The sequence below is a fragment of the Desulfatiglans parachlorophenolica genome (genome assembly GCF_055394735.1).
This window is the reverse complement of record NZ_AP042460.1, coordinates 5,117,695-5,135,710: the sequence shown is the minus strand read 5'-3', so window position 1 is coordinate 5,135,710 and position 18,016 is coordinate 5,117,695. Positions and strand designations below refer to the sequence as shown.

At 57.3% G+C, this 18,016-nt stretch carries 15 protein-coding genes and 2 tRNA genes; 7 read left to right on the top strand and 10 right to left on the bottom strand.

Annotated elements, in window-relative coordinates; all coding sequences use genetic code 11:
• The first annotated feature begins 866 nt into the window (after positions 1-866).
• The 4 genes from ACZ500_RS23820 (at position 867) to purD (ending at position 3,711) form a co-directional block, all read left to right on the top strand.
• Positions 867-1,112, top strand: coding sequence for a hypothetical protein (locus ACZ500_RS23820; RefSeq protein ID WP_464233112.1), 246 nt, complete (start codon positions 867-869; stop codon positions 1,110-1,112).
• A 13-nt stretch (positions 1,113-1,125) separates the two neighbouring features.
• Positions 1,126-1,497 carry a hypothetical protein gene (locus tag ACZ500_RS23815; RefSeq protein WP_464229918.1) on the top strand — a complete coding sequence of 124 codons (372 nt, stop codon included), beginning with the start codon at positions 1,126-1,128 and terminating at the stop codon, positions 1,495-1,497.
• A complete protein-coding gene (locus tag ACZ500_RS23810; RefSeq protein ID WP_464229917.1) occupies positions 1,443-2,255 on the top strand; it encodes a TIM barrel protein in 813 nt (270 codons plus the stop codon). Before ACZ500_RS23815 ends, ACZ500_RS23810 begins: the two co-directional genes overlap by 55 nt.
• Positions 2,256-2,415: 160 nt before the next feature.
• On the top strand, positions 2,416-3,711 hold the full coding sequence (gene purD / locus ACZ500_RS23805) for a phosphoribosylamine--glycine ligase (protein WP_464229916.1): 1,296 nt from the start codon (positions 2,416-2,418) through the stop codon (positions 3,709-3,711).
• A gap of 1 nt (position 3,712) precedes the next feature.
• On the opposite strand, the gene ACZ500_RS23800 is transcribed toward purD, so the two are convergent.
• Both ACZ500_RS23800 and ACZ500_RS23795 read right to left on the bottom strand, forming a co-directional pair.
• On the bottom strand, positions 3,713-4,918 hold the full coding sequence (locus ACZ500_RS23800) for a radical SAM family protein (protein ID WP_464229915.1): 1,206 nt from the start codon (positions 4,916-4,918) through the stop codon (positions 3,713-3,715).
• 280 nt (positions 4,919-5,198) lie between these two features.
• On the bottom strand, positions 5,199-5,357 hold the full coding sequence (locus ACZ500_RS23795) for a hypothetical protein (RefSeq protein WP_464229914.1): 159 nt from the start codon (positions 5,355-5,357) through the stop codon (positions 5,199-5,201).
• Between the two features lie 160 nt (positions 5,358-5,517).
• On the opposite strand from ACZ500_RS23795, the gene ACZ500_RS23790 reads away from it, so the two are divergent.
• Both ACZ500_RS23790 and ACZ500_RS23785 read left to right on the top strand, forming a co-directional pair.
• Entirely contained in the window at positions 5,518-6,993 is a 1,476-nt protein-coding gene (locus ACZ500_RS23790; RefSeq protein ID WP_464229913.1) for an ATP-binding protein, read from the top strand.
• Between the two features lie 34 nt (positions 6,994-7,027).
• Positions 7,028-8,392: a sigma-54-dependent transcriptional regulator gene (locus tag ACZ500_RS23785; protein WP_464229912.1), complete on the top strand. Its 1,365-nt coding sequence runs from the start codon at positions 7,028-7,030 to the stop codon at positions 8,390-8,392.
• A 341-nt stretch (positions 8,393-8,733) separates the two neighbouring features.
• Here the strand turns inward: ACZ500_RS23785 and ACZ500_RS23780 are convergent, their stop codons facing one another.
• The 5 genes from ACZ500_RS23780 to ACZ500_RS23760 all read right to left on the bottom strand — a co-directional run bounded on the left by ACZ500_RS23780 (position 8,734) and on the right by ACZ500_RS23760 (position 13,524).
• Positions 8,734-9,678, bottom strand: coding sequence for a UDP-glucuronic acid decarboxylase family protein (locus ACZ500_RS23780; RefSeq protein ID WP_464229911.1), 945 nt, complete (start codon positions 9,676-9,678; stop codon positions 8,734-8,736).
• 207 nt (positions 9,679-9,885) lie between these two features.
• Complete coding sequence (locus ACZ500_RS23775; protein WP_464229910.1) at positions 9,886-11,265, bottom strand: nucleotide sugar dehydrogenase; 1,380 nt, start codon at positions 11,263-11,265, stop codon at positions 9,886-9,888.
• A gap of 127 nt (positions 11,266-11,392) precedes the next feature.
• Positions 11,393-12,151 carry an RNA methyltransferase gene (locus tag ACZ500_RS23770; RefSeq protein WP_464229909.1) on the bottom strand — a complete coding sequence of 253 codons (759 nt, stop codon included), beginning with the start codon at positions 12,149-12,151 and terminating at the stop codon, positions 11,393-11,395.
• Positions 12,129-12,362, bottom strand: a complete 234-nt coding sequence (locus ACZ500_RS23765) for a hypothetical protein (RefSeq protein ID WP_464229908.1) — start codon at positions 12,360-12,362, stop codon at positions 12,129-12,131. Before ACZ500_RS23765 ends, ACZ500_RS23770 begins: the two co-directional genes overlap by 23 nt.
• 4 nt (positions 12,363-12,366) lie before the next feature.
• Complete coding sequence (locus ACZ500_RS23760) at positions 12,367-13,524, bottom strand: MFS transporter (protein ID WP_464229907.1); 1,158 nt, start codon at positions 13,522-13,524, stop codon at positions 12,367-12,369.
• 325 nt (positions 13,525-13,849) lie between these two features.
• Between ACZ500_RS23760 and cysS the strand changes: the two genes are divergently transcribed.
• Complete coding sequence (cysS, locus tag ACZ500_RS23755) at positions 13,850-16,180, top strand: cysteine--tRNA ligase (RefSeq protein ID WP_464229905.1); 2,331 nt, start codon at positions 13,850-13,852, stop codon at positions 16,178-16,180.
• Positions 16,181-16,261: 81 nt separating this feature from the next.
• Here the strand turns inward: cysS and ACZ500_RS23750 are convergent.
• From ACZ500_RS23750 to ACZ500_RS23740, 3 genes are all read right to left on the bottom strand, one after another.
• Positions 16,262-16,354 (bottom strand) — tRNA-Ser (locus ACZ500_RS23750).
• Positions 16,355-16,407: 53 nt separating this feature from the next.
• Positions 16,408-16,495: transfer RNA gene (locus ACZ500_RS23745), tRNA-Ser, on the bottom strand.
• Between the two features lie 123 nt (positions 16,496-16,618).
• Complete coding sequence (locus ACZ500_RS23740) at positions 16,619-17,653, bottom strand: peptidylprolyl isomerase (RefSeq protein WP_464229904.1); 1,035 nt, start codon at positions 17,651-17,653, stop codon at positions 16,619-16,621.
• Positions 17,654-18,016: the final 363 nt, after the last annotated feature.

The following is an 18,016-nucleotide window of genomic DNA, read 5'->3' as shown; positions in this document are numbered from 1 at the left end:
TCGCAACCGCTTGATGTCACTGATATGGGCAAAACCCTCATTTCCGGGTGGGAAACTCGCTTGTACAGGATAATCCGTTCCCGGTGGAACCTTTCTATAGAAAAAATCTATACCTGGCATAATATCTTCTTGTTATTTTTGTTGATCCAAAATTGCGGCGACAATATAATTCTAAACGTCGTAGGACAAGTTTCTTTCATCTTTTAAACGTAAACTCAAGCCGTTTTTCCTACAACGACACGTCGCGAATCAGCGTGGCGAAAATGATCCTGTTTCGGGATGGAAGTGTATCCGGGCTCCACAATCATTGTCTGATGAAAACGGCCTCGCGCCCACGCGAAGCTGATGTCAGCCCAAAAAGCCTTGTCGATATGAGCCGTGTTCTAAAACGATGAAAATCAGCCGACTCAAGATGTATTCCAACGTTCAGCCACCTCTTTTAATAATAGCGATGGTGGGGGGCTCCCGCAACCCGGTCTCCCGACCCTTGTTTAGATTCCATCCGGAAATCGTCTTTTTGACCAATCTCGGCGTCAATCTGCACGTTTGCTTGTGCGGCGACTACCTGGTCACCTCCGCGCAAGCGCTTGATTTCCTTGATATTGGCCAAAAATCCTCATTTCCGGATTGAAGACTGGGTTCCATAGGGAAATCATTTCCGGATGGATACTATCTATCCGAAAACAGCCGACAAAACAGGAAATTCTCCAAGATCTGAAACGGGGGTTTATTGATCAATACGAAGGAAATCAAACTCTTCCAAGGATGCACCCCTGTAAGATCACCCTGTCGACGGCCCCGTTTCCGCCCGACTTCAAACGGTACAAGAAAAAATATTTCCGCAAGGAAATGAAACGGTGCACATCATGCGTGATCCCATCCGCTCCGACATGGTCGTCCTGGATGTCATCTCCAGGCATCGCGAAACCGAAGCGGTCTTCAAACGTTATGACCAGAAGGCCGGCGTCTGCCTCTGCTGTGAGGCCCTCTTCGACACCATCCAATGCATGGCGGAGAGATTCGATCTCGACTTGGAAGCGCTTCTGACCGATCTGATCGCAGCGACGGCCTCGGAGCGCAGTCCCACCCCTTCAGGGCGGGACCACACTTAGTTTCCGTCCGGAAATGGTCTTTTTGACCAATCTCGGCGTCAATCTGCACGTTTGCTCGTGCGGCGACCACCAGGTCGCCTCCGCGCAACCGATTGACTTCTTTGATATTGGCCAAGATCCTGATTCCCGGATTGGAAGCTTTGTCGTGCCGGATGCTCTTTTCCGGATAGACACGAGTTCGTGTCTATCCGGAAAAGACGATGAGGCACGACCAGATTTCCGAACCGGACAAGGACAGGGTGTGCACCCCTGCCGCAAACCAGGCACTCCCTGTGGAAAACACCCCGAAATAACCGGATTGCGGACCTATTCAGATAAAGGCTCTTCCTCATGGTCTCACCGAAACTGGCCTGCTGCAACCTCATCGCGGATATCCCCCGCCTGAAGGCGTTTGCCCTCGAACATGGGTTCGACGGCATCGATTGGAGTTTCACCCCCGAAAACCTCCCGCAAACGCCGGCGGAAGAATCGGCTCTGTTTCGCTCGATCCAGGGTCTGGCCCCATTGGAAGTGCGCTACCATTGTGCATTTCACAAGACCGATCTTGGAGATACCGACGAGGAAAGGGCCAAGAACGCCATGATCCTCTTTCAGCACCTCTGCCGAATCGTCTCCAAAATGAACGGACACTATCTGACCCTCCACGTGGGACTCGGGCGCAACACCACCCACCATCTTTCCTGGGACCGAACCATTCGGCGTCTCACCAAGCTGGTTCAGATCGCCAGCGCCATGAACGTGAGAATCTGCCTCGAAAACCTGGCATGGGGGTGGACCAGTCGACCGGACCTCTATGAAAAGCTGATCCGCAAATCGGGCGCATGGGGCACACTGGACATCGGTCATGCCCGGGTCAGCCCGTCGATCAAATCTCAGATCTTCGAGATCGAAGACTTCATCAGCCCCCACCCCGAGCGTTTCCTGAACGCCCACGTCTACCACACGGAAACCAGCCAGGGGCACCTGCCTCCATCGAAGATCGATGACCTCGAAGCTCGCCTGGAGCTTCTGAGCCGGCTTCAACTCTGCACCTGGTGGGTGTTGGAACTGCACGAAGAAGCGGCGCTGCTTCAGACGCTCAAATTCGTCCGCCAATTTCTTCGGAGACATGCCCGCGAAAAGGCCCTGACCGTGACGGGATAACTCTCCTGAGGCCACCCGCGGGCCACCCCCACCCGGACCTTCGTTCGGGATGTCTTTTCGACCCCGCCGGCGGTTCCAGCTTCGGTGCGCCTTGACACGGCGTCACATCCTGGTATACTCCCCCCGGAAAGTGAATCAACCATTCGAAAGGAAAAGCAAAATGGACGTACTGGTCGTCGGCGGCGGTGGTCGTGAACATGCCTTGGCCTGGAAATTGGCCCAATCCGAAATCGTAACAAAGGTTTTTGTCGCCCCCGGAAATGCCGGAACCGCAATGGAACGGGGAATGGAAAATCTTCCGATCCCATCGGATGACATCGACGCCCTGGCGGTCTTCGCCGCCCGGGAAAAGATCGGCTTGACCGTGGTGGGCCCCGAAGCCCCCCTGGTCGCGGGCATCACGGATCGCTTCAGGGCCCGCGGGCTTGCCTGCTTCGGCCCCAGCGCAAAGGCCGCCCGCCTCGAGGGCTCGAAGCGGTTCGCCAAGGATTTCATGGCGCGTCATCATATCCCGACCGCAGCCTACGGCGCCTTCATTGACCTCGAGGCCGCCAGGGCATTCATCGAGAAGACCTCCCTCCCCTTGGTCATCAAGGCGGACGGCCTGGCCGCGGGGAAAGGAGTCATCATCGTGAACACCCCGGAAGAGGCCATCGGCACCGCCCGAGAAATGCTCTCGGGCACCGCCTTCGGTGGGGCCGGAAAAACGGTCGTGATCGAAGAATTCCTTGCGGGCGAAGAAGCCAGTTTTACGGTGATGGTGGGAGGAGAATCGATCCTGCCGCTCGCCACCAGCCAGGATCACAAGGCCCGGGACGATGGCGACCGGGGGCCCAACACGGGGGGCATGGGGGCCTACTCCCCCGCTCCCGTCGTATCGGACCACGTTTACCAGCGCGTCATGCACGAGGTGATCGAGCCGACGGTGCGCGGCATGGCCCTCGAAGGGACCCCATACAACGGCTTTCTATACGCAGGGCTGATGATCGGTCCGGACGGAAGCCCCAAGGTCCTCGAGTACAATTGCCGCTTCGGCGATCCGGAAACACAGCCGATCCTGATGCGCCTGCGCTCCGATCTGGCGGGCCTGTGCCTCGCCTGTCTGGGAAACCGCCTCGAGCGTGCGTCCGTCGAGTGGGATCAACGCGCTGCGCTGGGGGTCGTCATGGCGGCCGGCGGTTATCCGCTCGCGTATCGCAAGGGCGATCCCATCACCGGTCTCGATGAAGAAAACCTGGACGATGTCAAGGTCTTCCACAGCGGCACCGCCTTTCGGAACGACGCCGTGGTCACGGCCGGCGGGCGTGTCCTATGCGTAACCGCGCTTGGAGAGAACGTGCGCGAGGCCCAGGCCAGGGCCTATGCGCGCATCGGCCGCATCAACTGGGACGGGGTTTACTACCGAAGGGACATCGGGTACCGCGCCGTGGAACGTGAACAGTCCGCAGGGGTCTGAATCAACGGACAGGCTGGTTGAAGTAACCGAGTTGCACCTGCGGCAAGTCCTCCCGCAGGCGTTCCACAAAGGCGCGCATCCCCATGGCGGGCGATGACGAAAAGGGCATGTGGTCCAGGTACTGCTGGGGGTCGATGCAAAGATTCTTCAGGTGGATAAAGTTCAAATCCGTCGCCCGCACCAATTCCTCCAATGCCGTGAACTCCGCCTCCTGGTCGGTGATGCCGGGGAAGACCAGATAGTTGATCATCGTGTAGAGACCGGCGGAGCGAGAGAGGCGGATGCTTTCCACCACGTCGGCGAAGCCGTAGCCCTTCGGGCGGTAATAGGCCTCGTAGAAATCCTCCCGCGCACTGTTCAGGCTGATGCGGATCGAATCGAGGCCGCAATCGATCAAATGTCCGACCCGGTCGGGCCAACTCCCGTTCGTGTTCAGATTGATCGTCCCGCCTTCGGTCAACCGGCGGATCTGAAGGATGCTCTCCCCCATCAGACGGTATTCCGTCAAAGGCTCCCCTTCACACCCCTGCCCGAAGCTCACGATCGCCTCAGGCGCCGTTTGCAGGTGCCGCACGGCGAGAGCGACGACTTCGGCTGCATCCGGCCTGAACGACAACCGCTCATGCGACGCCTCGGCGAAACCCTCCGGCTGAAAGGAAAGACATCCAAGGCAAGCGGCGTTGCAGGAGCGGCTTACGGGCAGCGGGGCCTCCCATCGGCCGAGAAAAAGGTTCTTGGCGGCAAAGCAGTGATTCTTGGTGGCGCACTGGACGAGATGCCGCGCGAGAGGCCCTAGCCCGTGCTCCCGGCGGTACGTTTTGATAGCGGGCAGCAGATCGTCGTCATCGTAATAACGGGGATCCCATTTGTGGTTGTACTCGATCTGGAAGCCCGCAGCCCAGTACCGATCTTCCAGGGAGCCCACGGCCGTATAGGCCCACATCGGCAGCGTGTAATCCTTGTTCCGATAATCCGTCGCAGGCAAGTGGCTTCGGACCCATCCGGGCTCGAGAAAAGCAGCCACGGCAAAAACAGGCTCCAGGCCGTGCGTCGTTTCTTCCTCCAAAACCATTTCGCTCCGGCCGGTCTCCGGGTCGAGCCCGACGGGAGGGCAGCGGGGGATAAAGAACAGTTTGCTGAATTCGGGCATCTCGGTCAGGGCTTCCACTTCGAGAGGGGCGGGCGCACCTCCTGAGAAACCGACCATCCGAAGATAGGGATGTTCATAGATATTCCCCGATGCATCCGCATAAAGCAAAAAAGGCAGGTTCTGAACCCTTTCTTTCGACTGCGTTTTGTTCTTCTCAGACACCACCGATCTCGATCCCCCTCTATACCACCTGCAGCGGCTGCCTCTCCGATTTCATCCGGCCTTCCCGCCGCACGATGGCCAATCCTGTTTTTCCGTGCCGCTCAAAGCGCCATCGGCAGGCCTGCCGCTTCACAGCGGCTTCCGCATCTGCCCATTCCCCTGATCAGCGCCGCTGTCAGCCCGGAAATGATTTCCCTATAGAACCCGGTTTCCATTCCGGAAATGAGGATTTTTTGCCAATATCAAGGAAATCAAGCGTTTGCGCGGAGGCGACCTGTAGGTCGCCGCACAAGCAAACGTGCAGATTGACGCCGAGATTGGCCAAAAAGACCATTTCCGGATGGAAACGAGTTTAGCATCCATCCCGCCGGATAACAAACCATATGCGGTTGACCCGCATCGTTTTTCACCTTAGTATATCAAACCTGTGCATTTCCTTAAACAGCCTCTCGCCAGGAGCGACCTCCCTGAAGCCAACCAACAGACATAATGCCGTGAACAACGCCCCGGATACTCCAGCCACGCAGGAAAACATGCGGGCATCCGATCGACACAGATCCCCCGGCGCCGGGCGGCAGTTCAGGCTCGTCAAGTTTTTCGCCTATGCCAGCTTCGTCGTCCTGCTCCTTTTCAGCTTTCCTTTTTCCGTTGTCATCTCCCGGCAGGCCAAGGACATCCTCATGCAAAGCTACGAGAACTACGCCCGCCTGCTGGGTCAAAACCTGGACCACCAGGTCTTCCAGAATTTCGTTCTCCCGGTGACAGGCCGCTACGGAATGGTCCGGCTCAGGGAGCAGAAACAGTATGAGTGGATGGATCGGATCGTCCGGAACACGATCCACAGCTTCAAGATCGATCTGGTCAACATCTACGACATCGGCAAAGGGGTCATCGCTTACAGCACCGACTCGCGCCTGCTCGGAAAAATGGCCCATCAGAGCCTCGGCTACAAACGAGCCGTCGTCGGTGAAACCACCTCGGGGCTCATCTCGGAGGGAGATGACCTCTGGGGACTGGGAATCGAGATCTTCGGAGGGGAAAAAAAGCTTCGAACCTACATCCCCTTCAGGGGAGCGGATCCGTTCACGGGTGACAAGGGCTACGTGCTCGGCGTTTTCGAGCTGATCCAGGACCTCTCCGAGGAGTACGAGTCCATCGTGCGGTTTCAGTACCTCGTTTTCGGCCTCTCGATCCTGATCATGGGGCTGATCTTCGTCGTCCTGCTGCTGATCGTGCGCAAGGCGGAGAACATCCTGCATGAGCGGGCCCGGCAGCAGCGTGAACTCGAGTCCCAGTTGAACCAGGCCGAACGGCTGGCCGCCCTCGGCCAGATGGTCGCGGGGGTCTCCCACGAGATCCGGAACCCCTTGGGCATCATCCGCAGCACGGCGGAGTTCCTGGGGGGGATGCCGGATATCGGCGAACATCAGAAGATGCTTTGCGGCGTCATCGTGGAGGAATCGAGCCGACTGAACAACATCGTCACAGAGTTCCTCGATTTTGCGCGACCTCAGACCCCCCGTCTACGCGATTGTCAACTGGAAGACATCCTCCGCAAAAACCTGGTTTTTCTGTCACCCGAACTCGAGAAGCACGACATCCGGATGCAGCACGACCTGGACGGCAAGGTCATGCCGATCAAGGCCGACCCGGACCTGCTCTACAGGGCCTTCCTGAACGTATTCATCAATGCCGTCCAGGCGATGGATCAGGGGGGGGAACTCCGGATCCATGCCAGAGAGGATGACGGATACTACAGCCTCGGTATCGAGGACACCGGGTGCGGAGTCAGCGAGGAGAATCTGACGCGCATCTTCGACCCGTTCTTCACCTGCAAGGACCGCGGATCGGGTCTTGGACTCGCCATCGTGAGAAACATCATCGAAGGGCATCAGGGGACCATCGAGATCGAGAGTGAGGAAGGGAGCGGCACCCGCGTAACCATCGAGCTGCCGAAGGAGCCCCTGTGAATATGAACCGAGCGGAGAAAGAGGGTTTGGTCTCATGGAAACCATTCTGATCGTCGACGACGAAAAGAATTATCTGGTTGTCATGGAGGCCCTGCTGGCCTCGGAAGGCTATGAGATCGTCACGGCCCAAAATGGATTCGATGCGGTGCGGCTGGTGGAAGAATCCGATCTGGACCTCCTGATCACCGACATGAAAATGCCGGGGATGAGCGGCATGGAACTCCTCGAAGCAGCCAAGAAGATCCAGCCCGACCTTCCGGTGATCATGATGACGGCCTACGGAACGATCGAAATGGCCGTGGAGGCGATGAAAAAGCACGCCTACGATTACATTACCAAGCCGTTCGAGAACGAGCAGCTCAAGCTGACCGTCAAGAAGGCCTTGGAAAACAACCGTCTCATCAAACAGAACCGGTTTCTCGCCAAGGCCCTGTCGGATCGTTTCCGCTATGGAAACATCATCGGCAAAAGCAAACCGATGCTCAAGGTCTATGACCTGATCGAAAAGGTATCGCACTCCAGGGCCTCCGTCCTGATTACCGGACCTTCCGGAACCGGCAAAGAATTGATCGCCAAGGCCATCCACTACGGCAGTCCCCGAAAAGATCTCCCCTTCGTCTCCATCAACTGCGGTGCCCTGACGGAAACACTGCTCGAAAGCGAATTGTTCGGCCACGAAAAAGGGGCTTTCACGGGGGCTGTCGCGATGCGGAAAGGCCGTTTCGAGGTCGCCGACGGCGGGACCCTCTTTCTTGACGAGGTGGGCGATATGCCGGCCGCGCTTCAGGTAAAACTCCTGCGCGTCCTCCAGGAAATGGAATTCGAACGGGTCGGGGGAACCAAGACCATCAAGGTGGACGTGCGGGTGATTTCAGCCTCAAACCGCAATATCAAGGAGGATGTAGCGGAAGGGATTTTCAGGGAAGACCTCTTCTACCGGCTGAATGTCATCAACATCGAGGTCCCGCCGCTCAAGGAAAGGCTCGACGACATCCCGCTGCTGGTCAAGCACTTTATCGAAAAATATCGCGAGAACGCGTCTGAAAAGCCCGTTGAGCTGAGCCCGGAGGTCTGGAAGATTTTTTATACCTATACATGGCCCGGGAACGTCCGGCAGCTCGAAAACGTGATCGAACGGGCGGTGATCCTGAACCCCGGACGGTTCATCACGCTGGACGACTTGCCGGAAGAGCTGGTGGGGGCTGAAGCGGAGCTCGATGTGGACCGCTTCATTCCTCCGAACACCTCCCTCTCGCAAGCCCTCGAAACCATCGAAGAGAAAATGATCCGGCGGGCTTTGGAGCGCTGCGCAAACGTGCAGTCCCATGCCGCAAAAACGCTCGGGATCACAAAGAGCCTGATCCAGCACAAAATGAAGAAGTACCGGATATCCATCTAAAAGTTCAATTTCTTGTACCGATATTTAACCTGTATTGTCAGCCTGTTATACAACCAGACCTCCCTTGCTTATAAACCGGGGTACAAATTTTTGTACTTCGCGACAGGGTCTCTGAAAACCGGCGGGGCAAACGCCACAAAAAACATTCTGTAATTTCAGTGATTTATAATTTTTCTCTCTTTCGCGAAAACTTTGGCAAGCAACTTGCAGCATAAGTTTTTCAAAAATCACTCTTTCCTCCTGAAAATCAGCCGCTCTTTGAGCGGCTGATTTTTTTTCGGGCTACGAGACGCCCATCACGGCATCCCTCGAGGATCCCTGTCCACAAACCACCGCGCTGCTCAGAGGATCCCCCTGAAATACCGGATGGTCTTTCCCAGACCGTCCTCAAGAGGGGTCCCGGGCCGCCAATCGAGACGCTCCATCGCAAGCCGGATATCCGGGCGTCTTTGCAGGGGATCATCGGAAGGCAGGGGTTCATGAACGAACATCGATGAACTCCCGGTCAAACGAACGATCCGCTCGGCCAGTTCCTTGATCGAAAACTCATCCGGATTTCCGAGGTTCACCGGACCGGTGAAATCATCGGGCGCGGCCATCAAACGCATCAAGCCCTCGATCAGATCGTCCACAAAACAGAAGGATCTGGTCTGCAAACCATCCCCGTACAGCGTAATGGGCTTACCGTTCAAAGCCTGCATGATGAAATTACTGACGACGCGACCGTCGTTGGGGTGCATTCGAGGGCCGTAGGTGTTGAAGATACGCGCAACGCGGATGTTGACCCCGTTCTGCCGATGGTAGTCGAAAAACAGGGTTTCGGCGCACCGCTTGCCCTCATCGTAGCAGGCCCGCCTCCCGATAGGATTCACATGCCCCCAATAGGCTTCACGCTGCGGGTGCTCACGCGGATCTCCGTATACCTCGCTCGTAGATGCCTGCAGGATCTTCGCCTTGACCCGCTTGGCCAATCCGAGCATGTTGATGGCCCCCATCACGCTCGTTTTGACCGTCTTGACGGGGTTGTACTGGTAGTGGACCGGGGAGGCCGGGCAGGCGAGGTTGTAGATCTCGTCCACTTCGAGCAGGATGGGCTGAACCAGATCGTGGCGAAGCAGTTCGAAGTTGGGCTTGTCGAGCAGATGCGCTACGTTCCGTTTGGAGCCGGTGAAAAAGTTGTCGAGGCAGATGACATCGTTTTCCTCCGCCGCCAAACGTTCACAGAGGTGAGAACCCAGGAATCCGGCCCCACCCGTAACCAGTATTCTTTTCTGCCAATGAAGCATCCTTTTCCCTTTTGGCCTTGTGAAGCCTGCTGTTGCTGAATCCATGCCTGCTCGTTTACCGGGACCCGATTCAATCCCTTTTCTAGGTCGGTCTCTCAACGCCCATTTTGGGCAGCCTGGTCATCGGTCAGCATAACGGCCCTATCACGGATAAAAGGGTGGGCCGCCACATGGAAGGTGCAGGAAGATCTTTTCCAGACGGAGACTTCAGGTGAAATGGGTGAGCGGTGGCTTCCCGATCGCGTAGACATTGAAACCCATCTCGAACAGGCGGCAATGGTCCAGGATATTCCTCCCGTCAAAGATGAACGCGGGTTTACCCATGGAAAGAAGGATCTTCTCGTAGTCGAGATCCGCGTAAAGCCCCCACTCGGTCAGAAGTGCAATCGCATCCGAACCCGCCGCGGCTGCGTAAGGGTCCTCTTCGTACCGGATGTCTCCCTCGATACCCTGCATATCCAGCCGTGCCTGCCGTATCGCCTTGGGATCGGAAATCACCAGCCTTACCCGCTCCTCCAGCAATTTGCGGGCCACGAATATGGCGGGGCTCTCCCGGGTATCACCCGTATCGGCCTTGAAGGCGAAGCCAAACAGCGTAACCTGCTTGCCAGCCAAGGTATTGAACATGGCCTTCAGCATGTTCAATACAAAACGCTCTTTCTGATAATCGTTGATGCGCAGCACCCCCAGCCAGTAATCCGCCACCTCCTCCAGACCATACGAACGGCACAGATACACCAGATTGAGGATATCCTTCTTGAAGCAGGAACCGCCAAAACCCACGCTCGCGTTCAAAAACTTCGGTCCGATGCGTCGGTCCATTCCGACGGCCTCAGCCACCTCGGCCACATCCGCCTCCGTGCGCTCGCACAGCGCACTGATGGCATTGATCGAAGAGATCCGCTGGGCCAGAAAGGCGTTGGCCACGAGCTTCGACAACTCACTGCTCCAGACATTGGAGGTGAGGATGCGCTCCCGCGGCACCCAGTGGGTGTAGAGCCGCACGAGTTCATCCCTTGCGCGGATCCCCTCGGGCGTTTCGGCTGACCCGATGAGGACCCTGTCCGGGTCCACCAGGTCTTTGACAGCCGTTCCTTCAGCCAAAAACTCGGGGTTCGAAAGAACATCGAAGCGGACAGGGTGCCGGGTCGTATTGAGGATCCTCTCCATGGCCTTAGCCGTCTTTACAGGAAGGGTGCTTTTTTCGACGATGATTTTCGGCGATTCGGCATAGTGCCTGATCTCGCGTGCCGTCTTTTCCCAGTATTGCAGATCCGCCGCCATACCCGCTCCCACCCCGAACTGTTTGGTAGGCGTATTGACGCTCACAAAGATGATATCCGCCTCCCGGATACCGTTCGGGATATCGGTACTGAAGAAAAGGTTGCGGCCACGCGCCGATCTGACGACGTCATCGAGGCCGGGCTCGTAGATGGGCAGGTCGGCCGAATTCCACCGGGCGATCCTCTCGGCATCGATGTCCACGACGGTCACACGATAGCGCAGGCAGCGATCTGCAATCACGGCCATTGTGGGCCCCCCCACATAACCGGCACCGATACAGAGAATGTTCCTTTCAAAAGTCATACCCTCACCTTCTCCCTGAAACACCTTCAGATCGACGGCAGGCGGTGTTGTGGTGCCGCTTCGCCGGCCTTCCGCGTCTCCCCAAAAAACTCCTTCCATGCAGATTTAGTGGACCGGCGCCCCTTTGTCAATCGGTATCGGTTCGTGCGCAGCTGCGCTTGTGCTGCCCCGTATACCAGTCCACCTGGCGGCAGATCCCACGGATGATACGGACATCCCGGGCCCGCAGCGGCATCCGCGAAAGGAAGCGGCGGATGTTGATCATCCAGTGCTCCGGATTCTGCCGATCGATGAAGCCGATCTTGGTCAGCACCGCCTTCAGATGATCGTACATCCCCTCGAGCTCGAAGCGGTCGGCCAAACGCGGCAGCGTCTCCTGCGGTGCCTCGGCGGCCGCCAGGAAAAGCTCGTAACAGACCACCATCACGGCCTGGGCCAGATTCAGTGAGGAAAACGAGGCCGTGGGGATAGTGACGATGCTCTGACATTGCCGCAGATGTTCATTGGAGAGCCCCCTGTCCTCGGGTCCGAAAAGAATGGCGACCCGATTTTCGCTCGTGATGGGGATGAGGGCCTGAGCGAGGCCCCGGGGTTCCATCATGGCCGGCCGCAGTGTGCCGGTGCGGGCGGTCGTACCCACCACATACTCGAAGGGACCAACCGCCTCGCTGAAATCCTCCTTGACGTCCATCGCCTCGATCAGATCGATCGAACTGCCGGTGGCGGTTTTGAGGACCCTTGAAAGATCACAGTTTCTGGGGTTGACCACCGTCAGACATGACAGACCCATATTCTGCATGGCACGGGCCACCGAACCGATGTTTTCCGGGATGTGGGGCTCCACCAGAACGATGCCGATCCGATCAAGCCTTACGCAGTCCGCCATCTTCCAAAATCCTCAAAATCTTGGCCATCAGTTCATCGCTGTCAAAGGCGAACTCGACGGTTCCCTTCTCCACCTCGAAATAGATCAGGAAACAACCGTGCTCCACCGCCACATCCTCCAGAACCGCCCTGAAGCGAAGCGCCTCGGGGTGGTCGGAGTCGTCGACCTCCTCCGAAAACAGATCGACCTCGATCACACCATAAGACTCCATAGACTCACCTTTTGTATTGCGTCCAAAAAAGCAGGGTTCCCAAGGCAACGATGCCGGACCCAATCCTGAAAATCCAATCGAACGAGAACCAATCGATGAAGAACCCTCCCAGCATGGGCCCCGCAAGCATGCCAAGGCTGTGTGCCAGTGCCAGCAGCCCCATCAGGCTTCCCATGGCCCCGGCTTCGCGGCCTTCGATCACGCCCAGGGCCATCACGGGCGGAAAGGCAATTCCTCCTGCCAGGCCGAAAAGGCTGTTGGCCAGGACGAGCCCCCAAAAGGTCGAGGCCTCATTCAAACAGAGCATTGCGCCGACCCCCATGAGCCCGCCTACACCGATCATGAGGCCTTTGCTGATCCGGTCCGCGAGGTAGCCCATCGGGGCCTGGCAAACCGCGGCGACCAACACGTTCACCATGACGACGAGGCCGATGGCGGAACTCGAAAGCCCGAGCCGGGTCCCGGCGCCGAGCGGCAGGAAGGTCCAGGTAATCCCGATAGCCGTCGTAAAGGTCGCGCGGAATATAAAAAGCGCCCTCACGGCCGGAATTCCCAGAAGTGCGAAATATCCCGGACCGGCGGGGCGATCCGGGCCGGAGGTTTCCTTCGGGACATTCTGCGCTCGCGGCTTTTGCCCACGCGGCAGGAAAATCAAGCTGAGGAAAAATCCGCACAGGGCAAGGGCACCCATACTCAGAAAGGACACCTTGATATTAGCCCAATCCTCGAGCACCCCCCCAAGCACCGGCCCGGCGCTCAAGCCGAAATAGAGGGCGATATTGAAGACCCCCATCATGCGCCCCTCCCAACCCGATGGGGTCATATCGCCCACATAGGCCTGGGCCACCGGCAACACCATGGCCGAGGCGAACCCCTGCGCCAGCCGGATCGCGACCAGAGACCAGATCCCCTCCGTAGCCGCAAAAGCCAGCGACACGAGGAAATAACCGAACAGCCCGAATACGATGAAGGGTCTTCTGCCCCGCCGGTCCGACCACTTGCCGAAGTAGGGAACGAACAGGCTGCGGGTCAAAGAGAAGGAACCGAAAATAAGGCCGATCTCGGAGGCCCCGGCGCCGAGTTCGTGGGCATAAACGGGCAAGAGCGGCGCCACCAGGCCCGCACCCATGGTGGTCACGAAAACGGCGGAAAACAGCGTCAAGAATATTCTGAAAGGGAAGGCCATCAAACGGCAACATCTCGATAATCAGGCATAAGGAAAGCATCGGATCGTCCACGGATCAAACTGAACGATGAAAACCCTGGCAGGAGACCCCGCGGTTTCAGCGCGGACGCGCCGAGGCATCCTGGACGGATAGGGTTCCTGCTGCCCATCCATCCGCACCAGAACAGTATAAACCATCCGCCACCCGATTCAAGGCTGTTGAAATGAATTGCCGGTTGCAAATGATAGAATATTTTTATAAACTTATAGTTTATGCTGAATTCGGAACACTTTTGAGCTGATCCTGGCGGAGCAACGACCGATGCAAACACACCGGAACAATATCCTGGATCACATCGGACATACACCCCTCGTCCCGATCCATCGCCTTAATCCCAATAAATCCGTCGAAATCCTGGCAAAGCTCGAATACTTCAACCCCGGGGGATCCATCAAGGACCGGCCCGCCCTTTACATGATCGAAGAGGCGGAACGGAGTGGAGAACTCACCCGGGACAAGATCATCCTGGAGGCGACCAGCGGCAATACGGGGATCGGTTTGGCGATGGTCGCCGCCGTGAAAGGCTACCGCATCCTTCTCAGTATGTCGGAATCCGTCAGCGAGGAGCGGGTCAAGATCCTGAAGGCCTTCGGGGCGGAGATCAAATTCACGCCGGCCCATATGGGAACCGACGGGGCGATCGAGTTCGCCTACAACCTCGTGCGCGAGACCCCGGACAAATATTGGCTGGCAGACCAGTTCAACAGCGAAAACAACTGGAAGGCGCACTACATGGGAACGGCCCTCGAAATCTGGGAGCAGACCGGAGGGCAGGTGAGCGCGATCGTCGCGACCATGGGGACCAGCGGAACCCTGATGGGGCTTGCGAAGCGTTACGCCGAAATGGCGCCCCACGTCCTGATCGTAGGCGTGGAGCCTTACATGGGGCACAAAATCCAAGGCCTCAAGAACATGAAGGAGTCCTACCAGCCCGGAATCTTCGACAAGCGGATCCTGAGCCGCATCGAAAACATCGACGATGAGGAAGCCTTCGAGACCGCCAGGCAGCTCGCCCGAAAAGAGGGCATGCTCGTCGGCATGAGTTCCGGTGCCGCCATGGCCGTCGCTCTGCGTATCGCCCGCGAAACACCCGAGGGGAAGATTGTGGTCCTTCTGCCGGACAGCGGCGAGCGCTATCTCAGCACCACGCTGTTCACCGCCAAGAAGCGCTCAGGGCTCCACATCTACAACTCCTTCAGCCGCCGGAAAGAAGAGCTGATCCCCATCGAGGAAAATCACGTCAAGATGTACTGCTGCGGCCCGACGCTCTGCCAGTATATCCACCTCGGACATGCGCGGCGCTTTCTCTTCGCGGATCTCCTGCGGCGCTACCTTGCCTTCAAGGGGTATCGCGTCACCCTGGTGATGAACCTGACGGACTTGGATGACCGCACGATCCAGGGCGCCGAGAAGGCCGGCATGCCTTTGAAGGATTTTACCGAGCGGTTCAATCGGGCTTTCGCGGAGGATATCGATCGTCTCGGCATCGAACCCGCCACGGTTTACCCCAAGGCCAGCGAGCATGTCGAAGAGATGATCGATCTCGCCCGCAGGCTGCTCCAAAAAGGTTATGCCTACGAGAAGTTCCGCTCCATCTACTTCGACATCTCGCGCTTCAAGCCCTATGGGAGCCTCTCGCACATCGACCTGACGAAGATCCGGGTGGGCAAGACCGTGGATCTCGACAACTACGAGAAGGACAACCCACGGGATTTCACCCTCCTCAAACGCGCCACCCTGAGCGCCCTCAAACGGGGGATCTTCTACCAGACTCAATGGGGAAACGTCCTCCCGAGCTGGCACCTCGAGTGCTCCGCCATGGCCATGAAGTACCTCGGGGCCACCTACGACATCCACACGAGCGGCATCGAGTTGATCTTTCCACACCATGAAAACGCCATCGCCATCAGCCAGGCCCTCACCAACCAGCCCCCGGCGAACTACTGGGTACACCATGAAAACGTGCTGGTCAAAGGCAAGCGGACCTCAAAGGCCGCTGACGCCGAAGGGCTTACGCTGCGGGAAATTTTCGAACGGGGTTACAGTGGCCGGGATATCCGATACTTGATTCTCAGCCGCCATTACCGCAAGCCCATCATGTTTTCCTGGGCAAAGTTGAACGCCGCCCGGAACACCATCGAGCGGCTGGACGGGTTTGTTCAGCGGCTTCACAACTGCCCCGACGGCCGCAATGAACCCGAAGCGGATCAGATTGTCTATGACCTGCGCCACGCCTTTATCGAAGCCCTGGACGACGATCTGAACGTCGCTGCCGCCCTGGCGGCCGTATTCCACTTCATACGCCGCATCAACAGGGTTCTGGACCGCAATACGCTCGCCAAGGCGGACAAACAGAAGTTTCTGGAAATCCTCAAGGCCGTCAACGGCGTCCTTGGCATTCTGGACCTCGAACCCGCCGTAATCGAGGGCGAGATAGAGGAGTCCATCCGTGCCCGAGAAGAGGCACGCCGCCGCAGGGACTGGGAAACCGCCGACCGCATCCGCGGTCAGCTCAAGGAACGCGGCATCGAACTCCTGGACACCCCCGAAGGCACTATCTGGCAGCGCACCTCTGCAGACACCTCATCCTGAACACCGCACACCAAGCGCGCACATCATTCAAAAAACATAAAAAATGGGGTCCCGGAGGACCCCACGTAACCACTTGAAATCTGGCGGAGAGAGAGGGATTCGAACCCTCGGTGCAGGTTTCCCCGCACACTCGCTTAGCAGGCGAGCGCCTTCAGCCTACTCGGCCATCTCTCCGTATCCCTGCGCCGCTTCGAAGGTCGAGGCTACGCAAAAAAGCCAGGAAGGCGTGGCGGAGGGAGTAGGATTCGAACCCACGGCCCCTTTCGGGACAGCGGTTTTCAAGACCGCCGCCTTAAACCACTCGGCCATCCCTCCGGCCAGCAAAATGCTATTTATAACATCCGATCAGACATTAGTCAAAAAGTTTTCCCCGGTTAAGATCTTTCAGGCCCCGGGTTCCATCCCGAAATGGCCTCTTTCCTCACCGGCTTCACCTGTTCATTGCACCTGATCCGGCTTTTTCTCGGTCCGCTCGATGTCGGCCTTGGCCATCAACTCGCCTGCATAGACCTCCAAGGCCTTCTGGACCTTTTGCTCCTTCAGGAATTCGCCGATCCGATCCTTCACCTCCTCGAAGGAAACCTTGGATGCAGGGATCTTTTCGACCGTCCGGATGAGGTGATAACCAAACTGTGTCTCGACAATCCCGCTGACATTGCCGGGCTCCAAAGCGAAGGCGGCATCGGAAAAAGGCTTCACCATCTTATCCGCGGGGAAAGGACCCAGGTCTCCACCGTTCTTGGCACTGGGGCACTCGGAGATCTCTTTGGCGATCGCCCCGAAATCCTCACCCTTTTTCAGCCTTTCCTGGGCCGTCTCGAGTTTTTTGCGCGCAGCGGCCTTGGTTTCCTCATCGGCATCCGCAGGAACTTTGATCAAAATGTGGCTTGCCTGGACCATATCAGGCTTCTCGAAATACTGGGGATTCTTGTCGTAATAGTCCTTGATCTCGGCATCCGAAACCGAAATCTTCTGAACCACCTCCTTTTCGAGCAAGGCCTGAATGGTCATCTTCCGCTTCGTCATGCTGGTCATTTCCTCTTCGGAAAATCCCATTTTGGCCATCTGTGCCTCGGCCTCTTTCTCGTTTTCGAACTGCCCTTTGAAACGGTTGACGCTTTCGGCTACCGTCTCATCAGAGGCCTCCAGCTTTTGTTTCTGAGCTTCCTGATAAAAAAGCTCCCAGGCGATCAACTGCTCCAGCATGTTTTTTCTGAGCGCAGGCATCTGCTCTTTGCCGACCGGCCGCCCCATCTGCATCAGACGACCACTTACCATGGTCATTTCCTGCTCGAGCTCCCCCTCCGTGATAGCCACGCCATTGACCTTGGCCACCACTTCCTTGCTCTTCTCGGCAGCCCCGCCGCCTTCTTTCGCAGCCTCTTCCGCAGCCCACGAAAACCCCCCAGCCAGCAGCAGCAAAGAAGTTACCAAAAGCCCCATCACCCATTGTTTCACTCGCCGTGTACGCATGCACCCATTCTCCTTCGTCAGGTTGTGAAGTATTCCCCGTCGTTGCATTGGAGTGCCTTTTCTCCCTTGGGGCAAAAAAAATAAAACCCCTGAAGGGTCCTGGAATCACAGAGGTCCTCGAGACCTGCAAAAATTCCGGAAAGGCCGACCGTCACCGGGGTATATCTTATGTTAGGATATCCGATTTGATAACCCCCAGCAAGATGTTATTCCGATTCCGCAAACGCCGATTTTGAGCGGGCCCTTTCCATCCCCTTCCAACCCCTTCGGTGAAAGAAGATGTCTTCAGTTTCCTGCCGAGAAGAAATATCGCACCAATAGCACCCGGTATTTACAGAAAGGAGCAACTCTGATAGATTGTTT

Bases quoted from the DNA above. Each gene is read 5' to 3' on its own strand.
- ACZ500_RS23820 (WP_464233112.1), top strand. From the start codon at position 867: ATGCGTGATCCCATCCGCTCCGACATGGTCGTCCTGGATGTCATCTCC.
- ACZ500_RS23815 (WP_464229918.1), top strand. From the start codon at position 1,126: ATGGTCTTTTTGACCAATCTCGGCGTCAATCTGCACGTTTGCTCGTGC.
- ACZ500_RS23810 (WP_464229917.1), top strand. From the start codon at position 1,443: ATGGTCTCACCGAAACTGGCCTGCTGCAACCTCATCGCGGATATCCCC.
- purD (WP_464229916.1), top strand. From the start codon at position 2,416: ATGGACGTACTGGTCGTCGGCGGCGGTGGTCGTGAACATGCCTTGGCC.
- ACZ500_RS23800 (WP_464229915.1), bottom strand. From the start codon at position 4,918: ATGGTCGGTTTCTCAGGAGGTGCGCCCGCCCCTCTCGAAGTGGAAGCC.
- ACZ500_RS23795 (WP_464229914.1), bottom strand. From the start codon at position 5,357: ATGGTCTTTTTGGCCAATCTCGGCGTCAATCTGCACGTTTGCTTGTGC.
- ACZ500_RS23785 (WP_464229912.1), top strand. From the start codon at position 7,028: ATGGAAACCATTCTGATCGTCGACGACGAAAAGAATTATCTGGTTGTC.
- ACZ500_RS23780 (WP_464229911.1), bottom strand. From the start codon at position 9,678: ATGCTTCATTGGCAGAAAAGAATACTGGTTACGGGTGGGGCCGGATTC.
- ACZ500_RS23775 (WP_464229910.1), bottom strand. From the start codon at position 11,265: ATGACTTTTGAAAGGAACATTCTCTGTATCGGTGCCGGTTATGTGGGG.
- ACZ500_RS23770 (WP_464229909.1), bottom strand. From the start codon at position 12,151: ATGGCGGACTGCGTAAGGCTTGATCGGATCGGCATCGTTCTGGTGGAG.
- ACZ500_RS23765 (WP_464229908.1), bottom strand. From the start codon at position 12,362: ATGGAGTCTTATGGTGTGATCGAGGTCGATCTGTTTTCGGAGGAGGTC.
- cysS (WP_464229905.1), top strand. From the start codon at position 13,850: ATGCAAACACACCGGAACAATATCCTGGATCACATCGGACATACACCC.
- ACZ500_RS23740 (WP_464229904.1), bottom strand. From the start codon at position 17,653: ATGCGTACACGGCGAGTGAAACAATGGGTGATGGGGCTTTTGGTAACT.